At 49.2% G+C, this 14,734-nt stretch carries 17 protein-coding genes; 6 read left to right on the top strand and 11 right to left on the bottom strand.

Translation table 11 applies throughout. The features are described from left to right. From ACFQZE_RS22155 to ACFQZE_RS22125, 7 genes are all read right to left on the bottom strand, one after another. Positions 1–747 carry a Cof-type HAD-IIB family hydrolase gene (locus tag ACFQZE_RS22155; RefSeq protein WP_379361194.1) on the bottom strand — a complete coding sequence of 249 codons (747 nt, stop codon included), beginning with the start codon at positions 745–747 and terminating at the stop codon, positions 1–3. Between the two features lie 210 nt (positions 748–957). Beyond that, complete coding sequence (locus ACFQZE_RS22150) at positions 958–1,845, bottom strand: metal ABC transporter permease (RefSeq protein ID WP_379361192.1); 888 nt, start codon at positions 1,843–1,845, stop codon at positions 958–960. Continuing rightward, positions 1,842–2,783, bottom strand: a complete 942-nt coding sequence (locus tag ACFQZE_RS22145) for a metal ABC transporter permease (RefSeq protein WP_379361190.1) — start codon at positions 2,781–2,783, stop codon at positions 1,842–1,844. Before ACFQZE_RS22145 ends, ACFQZE_RS22150 begins: the two co-directional genes overlap by 4 nt. 11 nt (positions 2,784–2,794) lie before the next feature. Continuing rightward, positions 2,795–3,607 (bottom strand): metal ABC transporter ATP-binding protein, encoded by an 813-nt coding sequence (locus tag ACFQZE_RS22140; RefSeq protein WP_379361188.1) that lies wholly within the window; start codon positions 3,605–3,607, stop codon positions 2,795–2,797. Positions 3,608–3,629: 22 nt separating this feature from the next. After that, the gene (locus tag ACFQZE_RS22135; protein WP_379361186.1) at positions 3,630–4,604 is read right to left on the bottom strand and encodes a metal ABC transporter solute-binding protein, Zn/Mn family; all 975 of its coding nucleotides are present in this window, start codon (positions 4,602–4,604) and stop codon (positions 3,630–3,632) included. Positions 4,605–4,891: 287 nt separating this feature from the next. Then, positions 4,892–7,213, bottom strand: a complete 2,322-nt coding sequence (locus ACFQZE_RS22130; protein ID WP_379361184.1) for a penicillin-binding transpeptidase domain-containing protein — start codon at positions 7,211–7,213, stop codon at positions 4,892–4,894. Between the two features lie 41 nt (positions 7,214–7,254). Continuing rightward, the gene (locus ACFQZE_RS22125; protein ID WP_379361182.1) at positions 7,255–7,704 is read right to left on the bottom strand and encodes a hypothetical protein; all 450 of its coding nucleotides are present in this window, start codon (positions 7,702–7,704) and stop codon (positions 7,255–7,257) included. Positions 7,705–7,864: 160 nt separating this feature from the next. Here ACFQZE_RS22125 and ACFQZE_RS22120 point away from each other — a divergent pair, with 160 nt between their 5' ends. Together ACFQZE_RS22120 and ACFQZE_RS22115 are read left to right on the top strand one after the other, a co-directional pair. Continuing rightward, entirely contained in the window at positions 7,865–9,046 is a 1,182-nt protein-coding gene (locus tag ACFQZE_RS22120) for an MFS transporter (protein ID WP_379361180.1), read from the top strand. A gap of 356 nt (positions 9,047–9,402) precedes the next feature. Then, entirely contained in the window at positions 9,403–9,774 is a 372-nt protein-coding gene (locus ACFQZE_RS22115) for a ribonuclease M5 (RefSeq protein WP_379361178.1), read from the top strand. A gap of 2 nt (positions 9,775–9,776) precedes the next feature. Here ACFQZE_RS22115 and ACFQZE_RS22110 read toward each other — a convergent pair whose 3' ends face one another. Both ACFQZE_RS22110 and cyoE read right to left on the bottom strand, forming a co-directional pair. Beyond that, positions 9,777–10,394, bottom strand: a complete 618-nt coding sequence (locus tag ACFQZE_RS22110) for an SCO family protein (protein ID WP_379361176.1) — start codon at positions 10,392–10,394, stop codon at positions 9,777–9,779. A 26-nt stretch (positions 10,395–10,420) separates the two neighbouring features. Continuing rightward, positions 10,421–11,299, bottom strand: coding sequence for a heme o synthase (gene cyoE / locus ACFQZE_RS22105; RefSeq protein WP_379361394.1), 879 nt, complete (start codon positions 11,297–11,299; stop codon positions 10,421–10,423). A 224-nt stretch (positions 11,300–11,523) separates the two neighbouring features. Between cyoE and ACFQZE_RS22100 the strand changes: the two genes are divergently transcribed. Further along, positions 11,524–11,946 (top strand): cell wall hydrolase, encoded by a 423-nt coding sequence (locus ACFQZE_RS22100; RefSeq protein WP_379361174.1) that lies wholly within the window; start codon positions 11,524–11,526, stop codon positions 11,944–11,946. Between the two features lie 42 nt (positions 11,947–11,988). Then, the gene (gene gerQ, locus ACFQZE_RS22095; protein ID WP_379361171.1) at positions 11,989–12,534 is read left to right on the top strand and encodes a spore coat protein GerQ; all 546 of its coding nucleotides are present in this window, start codon (positions 11,989–11,991) and stop codon (positions 12,532–12,534) included. A gap of 60 nt (positions 12,535–12,594) precedes the next feature. Here the strand turns inward: gerQ and ACFQZE_RS22090 are convergent, their stop codons facing one another. Then, entirely contained in the window at positions 12,595–12,897 is a 303-nt protein-coding gene (locus tag ACFQZE_RS22090; protein WP_379361169.1) for a hypothetical protein, read from the bottom strand. 91 nt (positions 12,898–12,988) lie between these two features. Here ACFQZE_RS22090 and ACFQZE_RS22085 point away from each other — a divergent pair, with 91 nt between their 5' ends. Further along, positions 12,989–13,975, top strand: coding sequence for a metal-dependent hydrolase (locus ACFQZE_RS22085; protein WP_379361167.1), 987 nt, complete (start codon positions 12,989–12,991; stop codon positions 13,973–13,975). Between the two features lie 123 nt (positions 13,976–14,098). Here ACFQZE_RS22085 and ACFQZE_RS22080 read toward each other — a convergent pair whose 3' ends face one another. Continuing rightward, a complete protein-coding gene (locus ACFQZE_RS22080) occupies positions 14,099–14,308 on the bottom strand; it encodes an alpha/beta-type small acid-soluble spore protein (RefSeq protein WP_379361165.1) in 210 nt (69 codons plus the stop codon). Between the two features lie 136 nt (positions 14,309–14,444). Between ACFQZE_RS22080 and ACFQZE_RS22075 the strand changes: the two genes are divergently transcribed. After that, positions 14,445–14,621 carry a hypothetical protein gene (locus ACFQZE_RS22075; RefSeq protein ID WP_379361163.1) on the top strand — a complete coding sequence of 59 codons (177 nt, stop codon included), beginning with the start codon at positions 14,445–14,447 and terminating at the stop codon, positions 14,619–14,621. Positions 14,622–14,734: the final 113 nt, after the last annotated feature.

The raw sequence follows: 14,734 nt of genomic DNA, 5'->3' as shown, positions 1-14,734 counted from the left end.
TTATAAAATGTGCCTTTTAATGATTTCCGCTACGCCATGTTCGTCATTAGTCAAAGTAACAACATCCGCAGCTTCCTTCACGGTATCTTGAGCATTGCCCATCGCTACGCCGAGTCCCGCTTCGCGGATCGCCGCAATATCGTTTAAGCTGTCGCCTGCAGCAACGACTTGCGACATATCGATGCCCATCCATGCGCACAAATCTTTAAGCGCGCTGGCTTTCGATACGCCAAGCGGGTTGAGCTCCAGATTATGAAGAGAGGAATTGCTAATTTCAAGCCCGCCCCAGCTCTGCACTTCAGCCAAAATCGCCTCCCGCGCACGGTCGTCTTCTGTATAATACCCAAATTTCAGCCAGTTATGGGAATCGATACTTTCAGATGGATCAATCCATTGTTCTTTATTGTAAATGGTGCCTGTCGTATAAGCCCAATACCATACCTCGCTATGCTGGAGAGCAAGCTCATGCAGCCTCTTCACATAAACAGGGCTAAGTTCTGTCCGCTTGTACAGCACATGCGGCCGAGTCCAAATCTCACCGCCATTTACTGTAATCATCGGCGTTTCGAGTCCCAGTTGCTCCGCAAACGGCAAAGCGCTGACGAACCCTCTTCCCGTCGAAAAAATAACTGTAACTCCCGCATCCATCGCTTTTCCGATCCACTGTGCATTCTGTTCGCTAATTTCGCTGCGTTCGTTCAATAAAGTTCCGTCCATGTCCAGAGCGAGCAATTTGTACTTTGCCATGTTGTCGTCCATCCCTTCTCCGATCCTCACGTACAGCCTATTTTAACACAGATTGGTTGGAAACCAAACGGCGTTGTTGCGGGCTCCAGCAAGGTTAGCATAGCGCAGTCCTCTTAAAAGGTGTTGCTCCTTCTAGTACGAATCAACAAAGAGGCCGTTCCCACAAAATCTACTTTTGCGGAACAGCCTCTTAATTGTTTTGATGAAAGACTAGCGCTCTCCTGCTGCGGCCAAAAGGCGGCGCTGGCGCCACTTGCGAACGGCTAAGCCATGGCTTGGTGAAAAAAGGAACGCAATCACAAACAGCACACCTGCGGCACAAACGATACATCCCGCGATAGAAGCATCGAGCATAATGGAAACCCCGTAGCCGAGGCCGACACTGAGCACCCCTACCGCCACGCTTAATCCAATCATCATGCCTAGCCGATCTGTCAGCAGGTAAGCTGCGGACGGCGGGATAATCAGCATGCCCACAACGAGAATAGCGCCTACGCTCTCAAACGAGCTAACGGTCGCCATGGAGACAAGCCCCATCAGCAAATAGTGGAAAAAGGCAACCGGAATGCCAATCGCAGCAGCTAGCGCCGGATCGAACGAACAGAGCTTGAACTGCTTATACAGCAAGCCGATAACGGCCACAATAACCGCAAGCGTTACGCCAAGCAGCCATACGGCTTTAGGCCCCATATTGACGCCGCCCACTTCCCAGATGTTCCAGTGCACAAAAGCAATCTCGCCATAAAGAATAGCATCCTGATCCAAATGGACTTGGCGGGCGAATAAGCTGACCAAAATAACCCCGATCGCAAACAATGCGGTAAATACAACGCCTATGGACGCATCCGTCTGAATGCCTCCCCGTTGAAACAAGCCAATTAAAAAGGTAGTGAAGAGGCCAAATACGAGCGCCGCAAACATCATGAGCAGCGAGTCCCTTGAGCCGCTTAGCAAAAAAGCGATGACGATGCCCGGCATAACGGAATGGCTGATCGCGTCGCCGATCATCGCCATTTTGCGCAGGACGAGAAACACGCCGACGATGCCGCAGCAAGCCGCTACAAGAGAGCCAGTCAGCAATATCCAAAAGTCGCTCATAAGGCCGTCTCCCCTTTCATCCGCTCCGTAACTAGCCCCTCGTTCTCCATGCGGAACCTTTTTTTCACTTGGAGACGAAGCAGCCTCTTGGCAATAACTCCCCGCTGCGGTCCAAACAAAACCGAAAGGACAAAAAACGAAGTCGCCGCTAGCACCGTTACGGGACCTGTAGGCAAATTTGAAACGGAAGAGCTGATCCAAGTGCCCAATGCTCCGCTAAGTGCGCCAAATACCCCTGACAATGCGACCATTAATCCAAGGCGATTCGTCCAATACCTAGCAGACACCGCCGGAGTTATAAGCAAGGCAGCAATAAGCACAACTCCGACGGCTTGAATACCGACAACAACCGCCACCACAACAAGCAGCATAAGCAGTTGCTCCAACATGGCGACGGGATAGCCGATGCCTTTCGCAAATCCGGGATCGAACGAAATGAGCTTAAATTGTTTGAAAAGCAAAGTGCATATCGTCACCAAAGCGATGCTAATGATCGACATCGTAATCACATCCGAACCGACCATAGCGGCCGCCTGCCCGAACAAAAATTTGTCGAGCCCCGCCTGATTGCCGTATTTCCCATGTTGAATAAAAGTTAGCAGCACAATGCCTAGTCCAAAAAAGGAAGTAAGTACAATACCAAGCGCCGCATCTTGCTTTAGTCTAGAATGGCGAGTGATATAGCCGATGCCAAAAGTCGCTATCGCTCCTGCAACAGCGGCTCCGATTAGAAACACACCGATAGATTTCACTCCCGTCAGCATAAAAGCGATGCAAATGCCGGGAAGCGCAGCATGCGCCAACGTATCCCCAACTAGGCTTTGCTTGCGCAAATAAGAAAAACTGCCAATGACGCCGCTGCTAAGCCCTAATAGGAGACAGCCGAAAAAAATCCATTGCATATTGGGATCGGACAGCATATCCAATATATTTTTCATCTATTTTCACCTCACTCGCGGCCCTTGGGGGCATAAGAAAAGCTATTTTCTAAAAATGAAAGTTTACCGCCGTAAGTACGTTGAAGCTGTTCTTTCGTAAACGTTTGCGCCGTTGGCCCAAATGCTTGCAGCTCCACATTCAGCAGCAGCACGGAGTCAAAATATTGTTCCACCGTAGACAAATCGTGATGGACGACGATCACCGTTTTGCCTTGCTTTTTGAGCTCCTGCAGCAAAGTAATGATCGCCTTCTCCGTAGCGGCGTCTACCCCGGCAAAAGGCTCATCCATAAAATAAAGTTTGGCGTTTTGTGCGAGCGCTCTTGCCAAAAAGACACGCTGCTGCTGCCCGCCCGACAGTTGGCTAATTTGGCGGTCCGCAAAATCGGTCATGCCTACTTTCTCCAAACATTCCAGCGCAAAGGCCTTCTCCTTCGCCCCTGGACGTCCAAACCAGCCTAGCCTGCCGTAAGTACCCATCAGAACAACGTCCAGCGCGTTTGTCGGAAAGTCCCAGTCGACCGACTCCCGCTGTGGCACATATCCAATCAGCTTGCGCTGAGTCCGGCATGGCTTGCCGTACACAAGCACCTCTCCTCCAATCGTCGGGATAAGTCCAAGCGCCGCCTTCATCATAGTCGATTTGCCAGCTCCGTTAGGCCCGATCACTCCGATCAGTTCGCCTTCCTTCACTTCAAATGAGACGTTGCGGAGCACGGGCTTTTTTTGATAAGCCGCGCTTAGTCCGCTTACGATCAATGGAGAAATATTTTTTTTGTTAGCCTGCTTATTAGTTTCATGGGTGTTCAATATCGCATTGCTCATTCGGTTCTCTCCTCCCTCATCGTTATTTCAATGACTTCACAATCGTATCGACATTATGTTTAACCATTCCCAAATAGGTTCCTTCGGGAGTGCCTTCATCCCCCATTGCGTCGGAATACAATTGCCCGCCAATCTTTACCTCGTGCCCCAGCTTCCTCGCACCCTCAATGACCGATTCAATCGATTTCGAGGAGACGCTTGATTCGATAAACACCGCTTTGATGCCGTGCTGGACGAGAAAACCACGAAGTCCGCTAACGTCTCTCGACCCATATTCCGACATCGTATTCATTCCTTGCAGTCCTGTGACTTGAAGGCCATATGCCTTGCCGAAATAACCGAACGCGTCATGCGCCGTTACTAAAATCCGGCTTTGTTCCGGAATGGAGGCGATTTGCTCGCTTGCATAGGCATCCAGTTCCGCGAGCTTCCGCAAGTACGCCTCCGCATTCGCCTTATAATGATCGGCATTGGCGGGGTCCTTCTCCGCCAGAGTATCCCTGACGACCTCCACCGCCGACATCCAAAGCTTAACGTCAAACCAGATATGAGGGTCGTGAACAGCTTCTCCCTTCGCCGCAGAATCGGTGATCAGCTGATCCTCTGTCAAATAAGCGGAAATCGCGACGACCGGCTTTCTTTTTTTGAGCTTTTCGAAAATTTCGCCCATCTTGCCCTCAAGGTGAAGCCCGTTATAAAAAATGATGTCCGCATTGTCCAGCTTCCTGACATCGCCTTGCGACGCTTTATACAAATGGGGATCGATGCCCGGTCCCATCAGTCCTTTGACGATGACATAGTCTCCGCCTACTTCCTTGGCCGCATCCGCAATCATTCCTGTAGTCGCCGTTATATGCAGCTTGCCGTCGTCTGCGCCCGAAGATGCTCCTGCGCCGCACGCCGACACGGCGACCGCTATCGCCAGGAAAAGCAGCATCATTATAAATCTTTTGAATGCGGAATGTTTGCGAATCTCCTTATGAATCCCTTTTTGCATCTTCACAGCCTCCCAGTATTTTATCTAATTCACATTGCTTTTTTGGGGATGGGTTCTACTATACGATTGAGTTGGATTTGCCCTCGTCAATTTTATTTAGTCTAGCGCCTCTTTTTTTATAATACACAAAAATGTTTCTCTAGTGCAACATTTATTTTAAGTTCCGCTCCTGCGGAAATACCTCAATGGTTGTCCCCAAATGTGCTATGAAAATAAAAAAAGACTATCCTCGACGTATAGTCGAAGATAGTCCTGTTTGTAAGTTTATTGCTCTGTCATTTGTACGTTTATTGCTCTGTCGTTCCGTTTTGCTCGCGTCCCGTCGCTCCCGTTGCGGGAGGGGAGCCCGTCGTGTTTGCGGAATTAGCACCCGTACCTGACGCAGAATTTGAAGCATTTGTTCCAGCTGGCGGCAGCGAGTTTGCAGCGTTCGTGCCTGCCGCAGGAGTGGAGTTCGCAGCGTCCGTCCCCGTTTCCGTAGCCGTGTTTGCGGAATTAGCTCCTGTACCCGATGAAGAGTTTGCTCCTGCCGGCTGTACAAAAGTTACGCCAGCTGTGGCCAAAGCTGCGTCTTGCTGGGCTTTAAGCGCTTTGTTCGGCACGCCCGTCAAACCGATTTCCGCATCGTAAGCGTCAAAAATTTGTCTCGCAATCGGTGCGGCGCCGTAGCTTCCGAAACCGCCGTCCGGAATAACGACCGCAACCGCAAGCTTTGGATTGTCAGCTGGCGCGTATGCGATAAATACGGCATTGTTGGCTATCGTCGTATTGTCGGCACGTTTAGATACCGTCTGCTCGGATGTTCCCGTCTTCCGGTTGAAGCTGTGCTGGAATCCTTCAAAGCCCTGCACACCTACCTTGGACATGCCCAGTTCGATTTCATCCCAATAAGCATCGGGAATGTCGACCGAATTCAGCACTTCCGGCTTATAGCCCTGGATCACATTGCCTTCCGCATCACGAATTTCATTCACGAACTGCGGTTTCATCCGCTTGCCGCGATTCGCCAGCATAGCTGTATATTGAGCTAGTTGAAGCGTCGTGTACCTGCCCTGCTGGCCGAAAGAAGCCTGAATGAGAGCAGACTGTGCACTTGCATTCTCCGCTTCCTTAAAATACTCAATGACCCCTTTGGATTCATTAGGCAATCCGCTGCCTGTCAGCACGCCAAGGCCAAAATCTTTCATATATTGGTCCCAAATCTCTACGCCTGATTTGCCGTCGACAAGAGGTCTCATATAAAGTTTGTTGCCAATCATCGCGGCCATAAATGGATTAGAGGACTTTTCAATCGCCTTGGCTCCATCAATTGGACCAAAGCTTTTCCCCCGTGCATTGCCGATTCTGACTTGATGAGTCCCCTTTTTGCCATAGAAGAATGCACCTGTGTCTGTATATTGTGAACCCGGAGTAAACAATTTTTCGTTCAGGCCAAGCAGCACGGTAAGCGGCTTAATCGTCGAGCCGGCCGGCAAAATAGAGGACGGATGCCGATTTCGCTCTTCCCTTGTCTTATAGGGTCCGTATACGGTGCTGATCGTACCGTTAGACAATACGTAACCGAAATTTTCGTAATCCTCTGTACTAATGCTGCCGCCTGCCCAAATGTTGGGGTCGTAGTCCGGCATGCTCGCCATCGCTACAATTTTACCTGTTTCCACTTCCATCGCTACGGCAAAACCCGTATTGGCAGTTGAAGCTCGTTCATATTGATTCGAGGACTCCCGGATTTTTTTCAAATGAGACATGATAGCATGTTCCGTCTTAAGCTGCACATTTTTGTCAATGGTCAAATACAAGTCGGAACCTTTTTCGGGATTCGTAATTTGCATCGGGCCGATAATATGCTCTTTGCTGTTGATAGGATAGGACTTTACGCCGTTTCTGCCGCGCAGCACATCCTGATACATATACTCCAGACCGTCGAGGCCAACTTCTTCCTCTTCCAAATAACGCAAGGTCGGGTCCGATTCATCCTTCTTTGCTTTATAGAACTCATTGTTCTGATAAACGCCCTTATACTTTTTCAGATACCCAACGAGCTGAGTGGCAATGGAATTTTTATCGTAGTTGCGGATGCTTTCCTCCATAATTTCGATGCCGGTAAACTGCGACCGGTTCTCCATAAAGTAGGCTACTTCCTCGTTGGTCAGTCCGGATTTGATCCGTCTCGGCGTAGAGAGAGAGTCTCTTCTAAAGTCCAGATCCATCTGGCGAATGATATCTTCCTTCGTCATCGGCTTTGTCGGATCGCCGTACTTTGCAAAAATGACGGCCAGCTGCTCTGCGGTTTCATGTGCCGCTTCGTCGAACTTTTTCGCCTTTGTCGATGGCTGAAGACTGTAATAAATAGATTGCGTCGATGTAGAGTAAGCGATGGGATATCCGCTCGCATCGTAAATATTGCCCCGAATAGGCGGAATCTGATTTTCGCGCGTGCTTTTTTTAAGACCTTCCGCGTTAAGCGTAGGCCCTTCCACAAACTGAAGAACGGCAAGCCTGACAATTAACAAACTGAATAAAGCAAACGTTACAAAGAAAAATAAGTTCAACCGAAACGAAAAGTTCCGGCGATTGTCGATTTCCCGCTTTTGCGGATCGTCCTGCATGTCTCTCACTCCCACTTCATGCAGGCTGCTAAGTCCTGCACCTATCCGTTTTGCTTGGCTTGATCAATAAAGGTTTTGATGACTCCATCCACTTCAAACGTCACAAATGGCGACCCGTGCACCGAAACTTGCACTTCGTTCGCCCCAGCTTTGCCCTTCAACTCAATAGCGTCGGTTTTTACCGTATACGTTCCGTCCTTGCCCACCGTATATTTCGCTTCCTTGGCATCGCCAACCATCAAATTCAACGCTTTATCTTTCACGTCGGCCATCACTTGCGTACTGATTTCCTTCATGTCGTCTAACGAATAGCCGCTGTACAGCACAAGGCCGAGGACGACGGCAGCTACGATCGCCCATTTCACAACTGTCTTCACAATTCGAACAATTAAAAACAACACAACTGCCGCAATGACGAGCACGATCCAATTATCTTGAAAAAAAGTGCTCCATGTTTCGGTGTCATACGATGAAAAGTTTAAAAAATCCATTATCGATCCCCTCCATTATATCTCTTGCAAGTGTCTATTACAAAATATTATAGCCTACCGATGATAGGCCGTAAACGTCCCTTCCAGTCAAGGAAGACATATCCTGTCCAACTCCAACGTACAAGTAAATATCAAGGTACAAGGCAAGGAGGCAACGATAGTGAAAACCGCTATTTGGCTTTATTTGTTTCTGTTTGTCGCGTTTTTTGATTTGCATGCCCAATACCCCATCCTTACGCCGTTTGCCATCTCGATTGGCGCAGCCCCTTCTTTTATCGGCCTCATGATGGGCATGTATTCCCTAACGCATCTGCCGGGCAATTTGATGGCCGGTTACGGGGTGGACCGTTTTGGCAGCCGGCTGTTTATCGTTTTTAGCTTGATCGGTGCCGGAGTCGTTTTGCTCTTTCAAGCCTATGTGGAAAATCCGTGGCAACTGCTGCTGCTTCGTTCCATAAGCGGGTTTGTTCTAGCTTTCCTTTCCCCGGCTTGCCTGTCGCTGCTCGCCAGGCTGACCGATGACCGCATTGAACAGGGCAAACTTATGGCCGGCAACGGTCTTGTCCACACGCTCGCCTCCGTCGTATCGCCGGCCGCAGGAGCTTACCTAGTGGCCAAGATCGGTTTTTCCGTCGCCTTTACGCTGTTGGGCTGGATTTTGATCGTTACCGGCATATGCGCTCTCCTATTTATAAAAGAAATTAACAGCAAACTGGACGGGCAAGTCCCTAAACTGGCGGCGGAAAAAAAATCGCCACAAACGGCGGAAGGTTCGAGCGGCGCAGCGCCTCAGCTTCCATGGCTCATTTTTCTTTTGCCGATCGGCATTAGCTGCGCGCAGGGCATCTTGTCGTTTGAGCTTCCGTTGATGGCCAATTCAAAAGAAGCGATGATGACAACCGGCCTGCTTTTCTCCGTCATCAGTCTTGGCGCTTTAATTACGCTCAGCATGTTGTTTCTCAACCGTCTGCCCTCCTTCTACCGAACGCTGATCGGAGCCGTCTGCCTTGCGTTTCTTTATTTTGGCCTTGCAGCGGAAGCTCCGGCTCCTCTCACCGTCATGCTGCTTTGCATTGGAATGGCCAAAGGCGTCATCTTGCCCGCGTTATCTACTTTACTTATCGAGCTGAGCGGTGGCGCCCGCTACGGCAGAACGTTTTCGGTGTTGTCGATCGCCTTTTCGATAGGCGCCTTCCTTGGCCCAATGCTGGCCGGCCAGCTTAGAGACTCCATTTCGCCCTACTTTATCGCTTTTATTGCGCTAATGCTCGCTGCGGCATTTTTGCCCTTTTATAAAATTCGTTTTTTTGCGTCAAACACCCATTTTTCAGGAACTGGGTAAATGCACAAGGCATTCGCCTCCACGGCTCATAAGATAGGATATGTCAAGCGGCTAGTCATCGATGGAATACAGCTTTTGCAAATAAGTCCTTGACGGTTAACGACGAAGGAAAGAGGTGACTCCATCTATGTCAGGAGTAGGTTCTGAACACAGAGGCTTCGGCCACCATCGCAACCATACGGTAGGCATTCTCGTTTTGTTTATTTTGCTCGTCATTATCGTGTGCTCCGGTTTCTGGTAAGATCAAATAGTATGGTGAATAATCGGTTCTGCGCCCAGCGCAGAGCCGTTTATTTTTCCAAATCGCAGGCATTAGTGGTAAACTAGCTGAAATTGAACCGAGCGGGGGATAGGGCATGGAATTTATTATTGTTGTAGAGGGCAAAAATGACCGCAGCAGGCTGCGCCGAGTTCTTGATAAGGACGTCGGCATCTATTGCACGTACGGCACCCCCGGTGAGGAGCAGCTTCAAAAGCTGAAGAGGGAAATCGGAGATCGCGAAACCTTCATCTTTACCGACAACGATTCCTCGGGGCGAAAGATTCGCAAATTGTTAAGCGATTTGTTTCCCGATGCTGAACATATTTATACGCGCAGAGGGTACGCGGGGGTCGAACATACGCCGGAAGACTATTTGATTCAGCAATTGGAAAAAGCGGGCCTCGAGGCGCATATTGTGTATCCCGCGCTCGATCCCGCTTCCCAGTGGAGCAAAGATGAATTTTAAATTTACAGCAGCCTGTTAATCTGCTGAACGATGTAATCCGGTGTCAAATCTTCATCGCTGCCGCTGATCCATTCGCGGATTTGTCCGTCCTGGTCCACGAGAGTGACGATGTTGAAGTGACTGAACGTGTTCTCTTTTTCCTCTTTGCGGACTCCGACATTAAAATCCTTGGCAAGCTGAATGGCGTCTTCCTCTTTTTCCCCGCGCAAGAAATGCCAGCCATCGAATTCTGCAGATGTCCGCTCCGCAAATTCGCGAATCACTTCCGGCGTGTCTCTCTCCGGATCAAAGGTAATGGAAATAAGTTCAACGTCTTTGCCAAGCTTGCCTTGCTCTCTCAGCTTCTCCTGCACTTCGGACAGCATAAACGTAGTCGGAGGACATACATCCGGGCAATTGGCAAAATAGAAATAAACGACCCGCACTTTCCCTTTGGTCGATTCCAGCGATACCGGCTTCCCGTCAATATCGTTCATCTGAAATGCCGGAGCCGCCTGCAATACGGGCAGCGGAGCCTGCGGCTTGAATACATAAGTAAACAGCAAATAAATACCCATTAACGCGCATAGTGCCAATACGGCAATTTTAAAAGCGTGCCTGCGCAAAAAACTCATCCTCATTCACAATCCCTTCCCCTTCGAAAATGTTACCCGTGCGTTGTATTCGCAATCATAGCGATAAATACCAGCATCAAGTAGTTGACCGAAATGAGGAAGTTGACTTTTGCCCATTTTTCAGTATCTTTGGTGGAAATGCCAGCAATCGTATGCACAAGCCAAACTAAACTTAAAACAACCGAAATGATTAAGAAATAGATGCCTGCATAATCAAATGTGTACAAAAGGACTACGGTCGGCAGCAGCAGCAGGACGTAAGGGATCATTTGCAGCTTCGTGCGTTTGATTCCTTTTACGACTGGCAGCAGCGGATATCCAGCCTCGCGGTATTCCTCCACACGTCTAATGGCGAGCGACCAAAAATGAGCGGGCTGCCATAGAAATAAGAAAGCAAACAAAATCAAAGCCCCGGCGTCCACTGTATTCGTAACTGCGCAATAGCCGATAACCGGAGGCATTGCTCCAGAAATACCGCCAATCGACGTGCTCCAGGTTGAAGTCCGCTTCAGCCACATCGTGTAGATGACAATGTAAGCCAGCCAGCCCAATAAGCCCAACAGTCCGGTGAGCGGGTTCACTAGAATAAACAGAAAGGCAAGTCCGGATATTCCTAAAATAATGCCGTACACAAGTACAGCCATAGGCTTCATTCTGCCCATAGGCAGCGTCCGGTTTCTCGTACGCTCCATTTTTAGGTCCAGCTCTCTATCCCAATAGTTGTTGACGACAGTAGCCGATGCCATTGTCAAGGTAGAGCCGATCAGCATCCATATCATAAGGGAGTAATTGAGGTCCCATTTGGAAGCAACCCAAAATCCGCCGAGTGCGGCGAAGATGTTCAGACGAAGAAGCCGCGGTTTCGTTAATGCAATCAAGTCCTTCAGCACAAAGCTAGCCTCCCGAGTTATGCGACAAGACGATAGCTCGTCCCTCTTTCATTGTTGAATCGAATCTAATCATACCGAAAAATAGGGACGGTGACAACGCTCACTGTCTTTGTTCATGAATTCGACACTCAAAATGTGACAATTCGTTTGTATTTCCGATGGAACCATTCCGCCCACTCCACAATACAATAACCATGTAGCAAATGCGCCCATTGGATCGCGAAAGGAAGTGAGGGATCTAAGTTATGGCCGTAATAAAAACAAACGCCGAAGATACAAAAATGCTCGCGCGGCTTCTGCGCTCGGAAGCTGAAGGTGAAGGCGAGCTCGGCATGCTTATGGTTGGCAACGTTGGCGTCAATCGTATCCGCGGCAATTGTCTCGATTTCAAAAACATACGCTCTATACCGGACATGGTTTATCAGAGTCCGGGCGGCTTTGAAGCCATTCAAAAAAGCTATTTCTATCAAAAAGCACGCGAAAGCGAAATTAGGCTCGCCAAACGGGTCATCAACGGCGAAAGGCAGCATCCCGCTTCCAATGCGCTATGGTTTTTCCGTCCCGCTGGCGGCTGTCCGAGCACTTGGTGGGATCAGGCCAATAGCGGCCGCTACAAAGCGCACTGCTTCTTCGTTCCTCAAGCAGGGGAATGCCCTGCCGTTTATTAAGAACGATCAACTTTTACCGCATGAAAGAGAGGACTAATCAAGATGACGAATGGATACGGCTACAAACCGCAAGTCAGCTATGCAAACGCGGGGCCTAACGGCTTTCCGAATATGGCCGCTTTAAACAATCTTTATGGATATGGCGGCTACTCCTATGCCCAGCCTTATGCAGCACAGTCAGGAGGCATCGCGCAAACTTCCGCCATGCCGACCGGTGCTCAAGCTGCGGGAGGAACTCCTCCGACGACTGTGCCAAGCGGCTCTTTCGTGACGCCAAGCGGCGGCAACATTGTTACGGTTCCAGGAGCTGAAGAGTCTTATGTGGAAAACATTTTGCGGCTTAACCGCGGCAAGCTTGCCACCTTTTATATGACTTATGAAAACAACCGCGAATGGAACGCCAAAATTTTTAAAGGCGTCATTGAAGCCGCGGGCCGGGATCATATCGTCATCAGCGATCCTTCCACAGGAATGCGCTACCTGCTGCTCATGCTTAATTTGGATTACGTCACGTTTAACGAACAAATCAACTACGAATATCCGTTCCAGGGCGGAGTAGTAACGCCAAGCACTCCGATGGGGAGCTAAGAGGACGAAGGCTATAAACAGCCCTTCGTTCACTGATGAATAGGAACAACGCTGTTCCCCTCAGCTTTGCTTCCAATCTCCCGCAACAGGACGGAACGTCCATACATGGAGCTTAGCGGCCCCCCCCGCAATCCATGGAGTTATTTCCCCCCACAAAGAACGCCCGTCCAGGCGTTCTTTTTTTATTTGCTCCGCCATTTCCTCCGACTCGGCTTGCCATACCTCTACAAACAGCCCGGGCTGATCCGTTCCCTCATAAATGTTCACGCGATGGCCCAACTCATCGCGCCAATCGTTTATTTTTTTCAAATAATGTTCCTTGTGCTCCGGCATAATCCGATATTCTGCAAAACAAATGTACATTTGGCTTTAGTCTCCTCTCGCTCGCTTTCATAAAGTTCCCTTGCTTCGCCGATACTAACCCCAATCATGACATCAGGGAGGATTACAGCTCATGGATTCTGGCACACATCTTGTTATGGGCATCGGACTTGCAGGTCTTGCGATGGCTGACCCTGTCGTCGCCGCCAGTCCCGCCGTTCAAACCGCTGTTTTGATCGGTACGGTTGCCGGCTCTCAAGCCCCCGACCTCGATAATTTTTTGCGGCTAAAAGGGAACGCTTGCTACATTCGAAACCATAGGGGGATATCCCACTCCCTTCCGGCCGTTCTCATTTGGACCGTTGCGATTACCGGCTTGCTTCAGCTCTTCTACAAAGGCAGCTTGCCGTGGGCGCATGTGGGAGCTTGGGTATTGCTGGCCGTTGCCGTACATGTATTTACTGATTTGTTTAACGCTTACGGCACTCAAGCGATGCGGCCCTTCAACGAAAAATGGATTTCTTGGAATATCATTCATATTTTCGATCCCATCATTTTTACGGTGCATATCATAGCCATTTTACTGTGGGCGGCCGGTCTCGTAAATCCCGCTCTTTTGTTCCCTTTTATGTATTTGATGCTTATCGTTTATTATGGATGGCGTACATTGTCCGCACGGCAAACGGTCAAAAGGCTTGCAAAGCTCGATCGGTTTCATCATAAGGAAGATACTTATATCGCTATACCGACGATTTCCTTATCCATTTGGAACATAGTCAAACAGGGCGAGGACGGCGCCTTTCATATCGGAAACCTGCGCGGCAGCAAGCTGCAATGGCTAGATAAAGTCCATTGCTCCAGCCATCCCGCAGTCGAAAAATCTAAAAACGATCCCTCCATAAGGTCGTTCCTTTATTTCACAAACTTTGCCTGCGCCGACGTAAAGGAGCACAGCTGGGGGTATGAAGTGCGATGGTCCGATGTCCGCTATCGTCATCGCAAGCAATATCCTTTTGTCGGAGTGCTGCTTATGAACAAGCAATACGAGACGGTCGGCTCGTATGTCGGCTGGCTGAGCGACGATCGATTAATGAAACGGCTAAGAATGGATACGTATTGACATTGACGGCAGCAATCCCCTTCCTGCACAATGGGAAGGGGATTGCTTCTTTTTTTGTATGTGCAAATGAAGCCCAAGGATCCCCTTGGGCTTGTTTCTTAGATCGTTGTGTATAAAAATCGATTAGCGGTAGCCGCCGGACAATTGTTGTTCAGCGATTTGAACAAGCTTCTTCGTAATGTATCCGCCAAGCGAACCTGCGTCGCGAGTAGAAACGTTACCGTAGTAGCCGTCTTGTGGAATTTGTACGCCAAGCTCTTGAGCTGCCTCAAGTTTCAATTGGTTCAGTGCTTGCGTAGCTTGTGGGACAACGAGTTGATTGCTTCCTGCCATAAGATATTTCTCCTTTCGTCCTCTGCACTTTGGTGTATTGCAAGCTTGCAAAGTTATTATGTGCATCACCCACAAAACTATGCTATCGGTCAAAAATTAATTTCAAGCCTATTTATAGGCTAGGGAGTGATTCCATTTGTCGAAATCGTTATCGTTGTTTTTCGCATCGCTGTCCATTTTGTTTCTGAGTGCAATGTCCATTTCTATTAGCCATAGCGGCTGGCTCGTCCTTCTCTTTGGATTGCTTACTCTATTTACCATAGGGGCAGGCTTTATCGTAAAGGCCAGGCTAAGGAAACGAAATAAGGAGTAAAAAAGCCGGCGCTTAGGGAACTGACCCCCGTTAATGAGACAGGGATCAAAACACCTAATTCTATTCTAGATAGCCAGTTGCCGATATTCAATCGGCGACTGGTTATTTAGTTT

The sequence above is a fragment of the Paenibacillus sp. GCM10027627 genome (genome assembly GCF_042675505.1).
In the GTDB taxonomy this organism is placed as follows: Bacteria; Bacillota; Bacilli; order Paenibacillales; family Paenibacillaceae; genus Pristimantibacillus.
The sequence above is the reverse complement of the archived record's forward strand: the minus strand, read 5'-3'. Positions and strand labels throughout refer to the sequence as shown.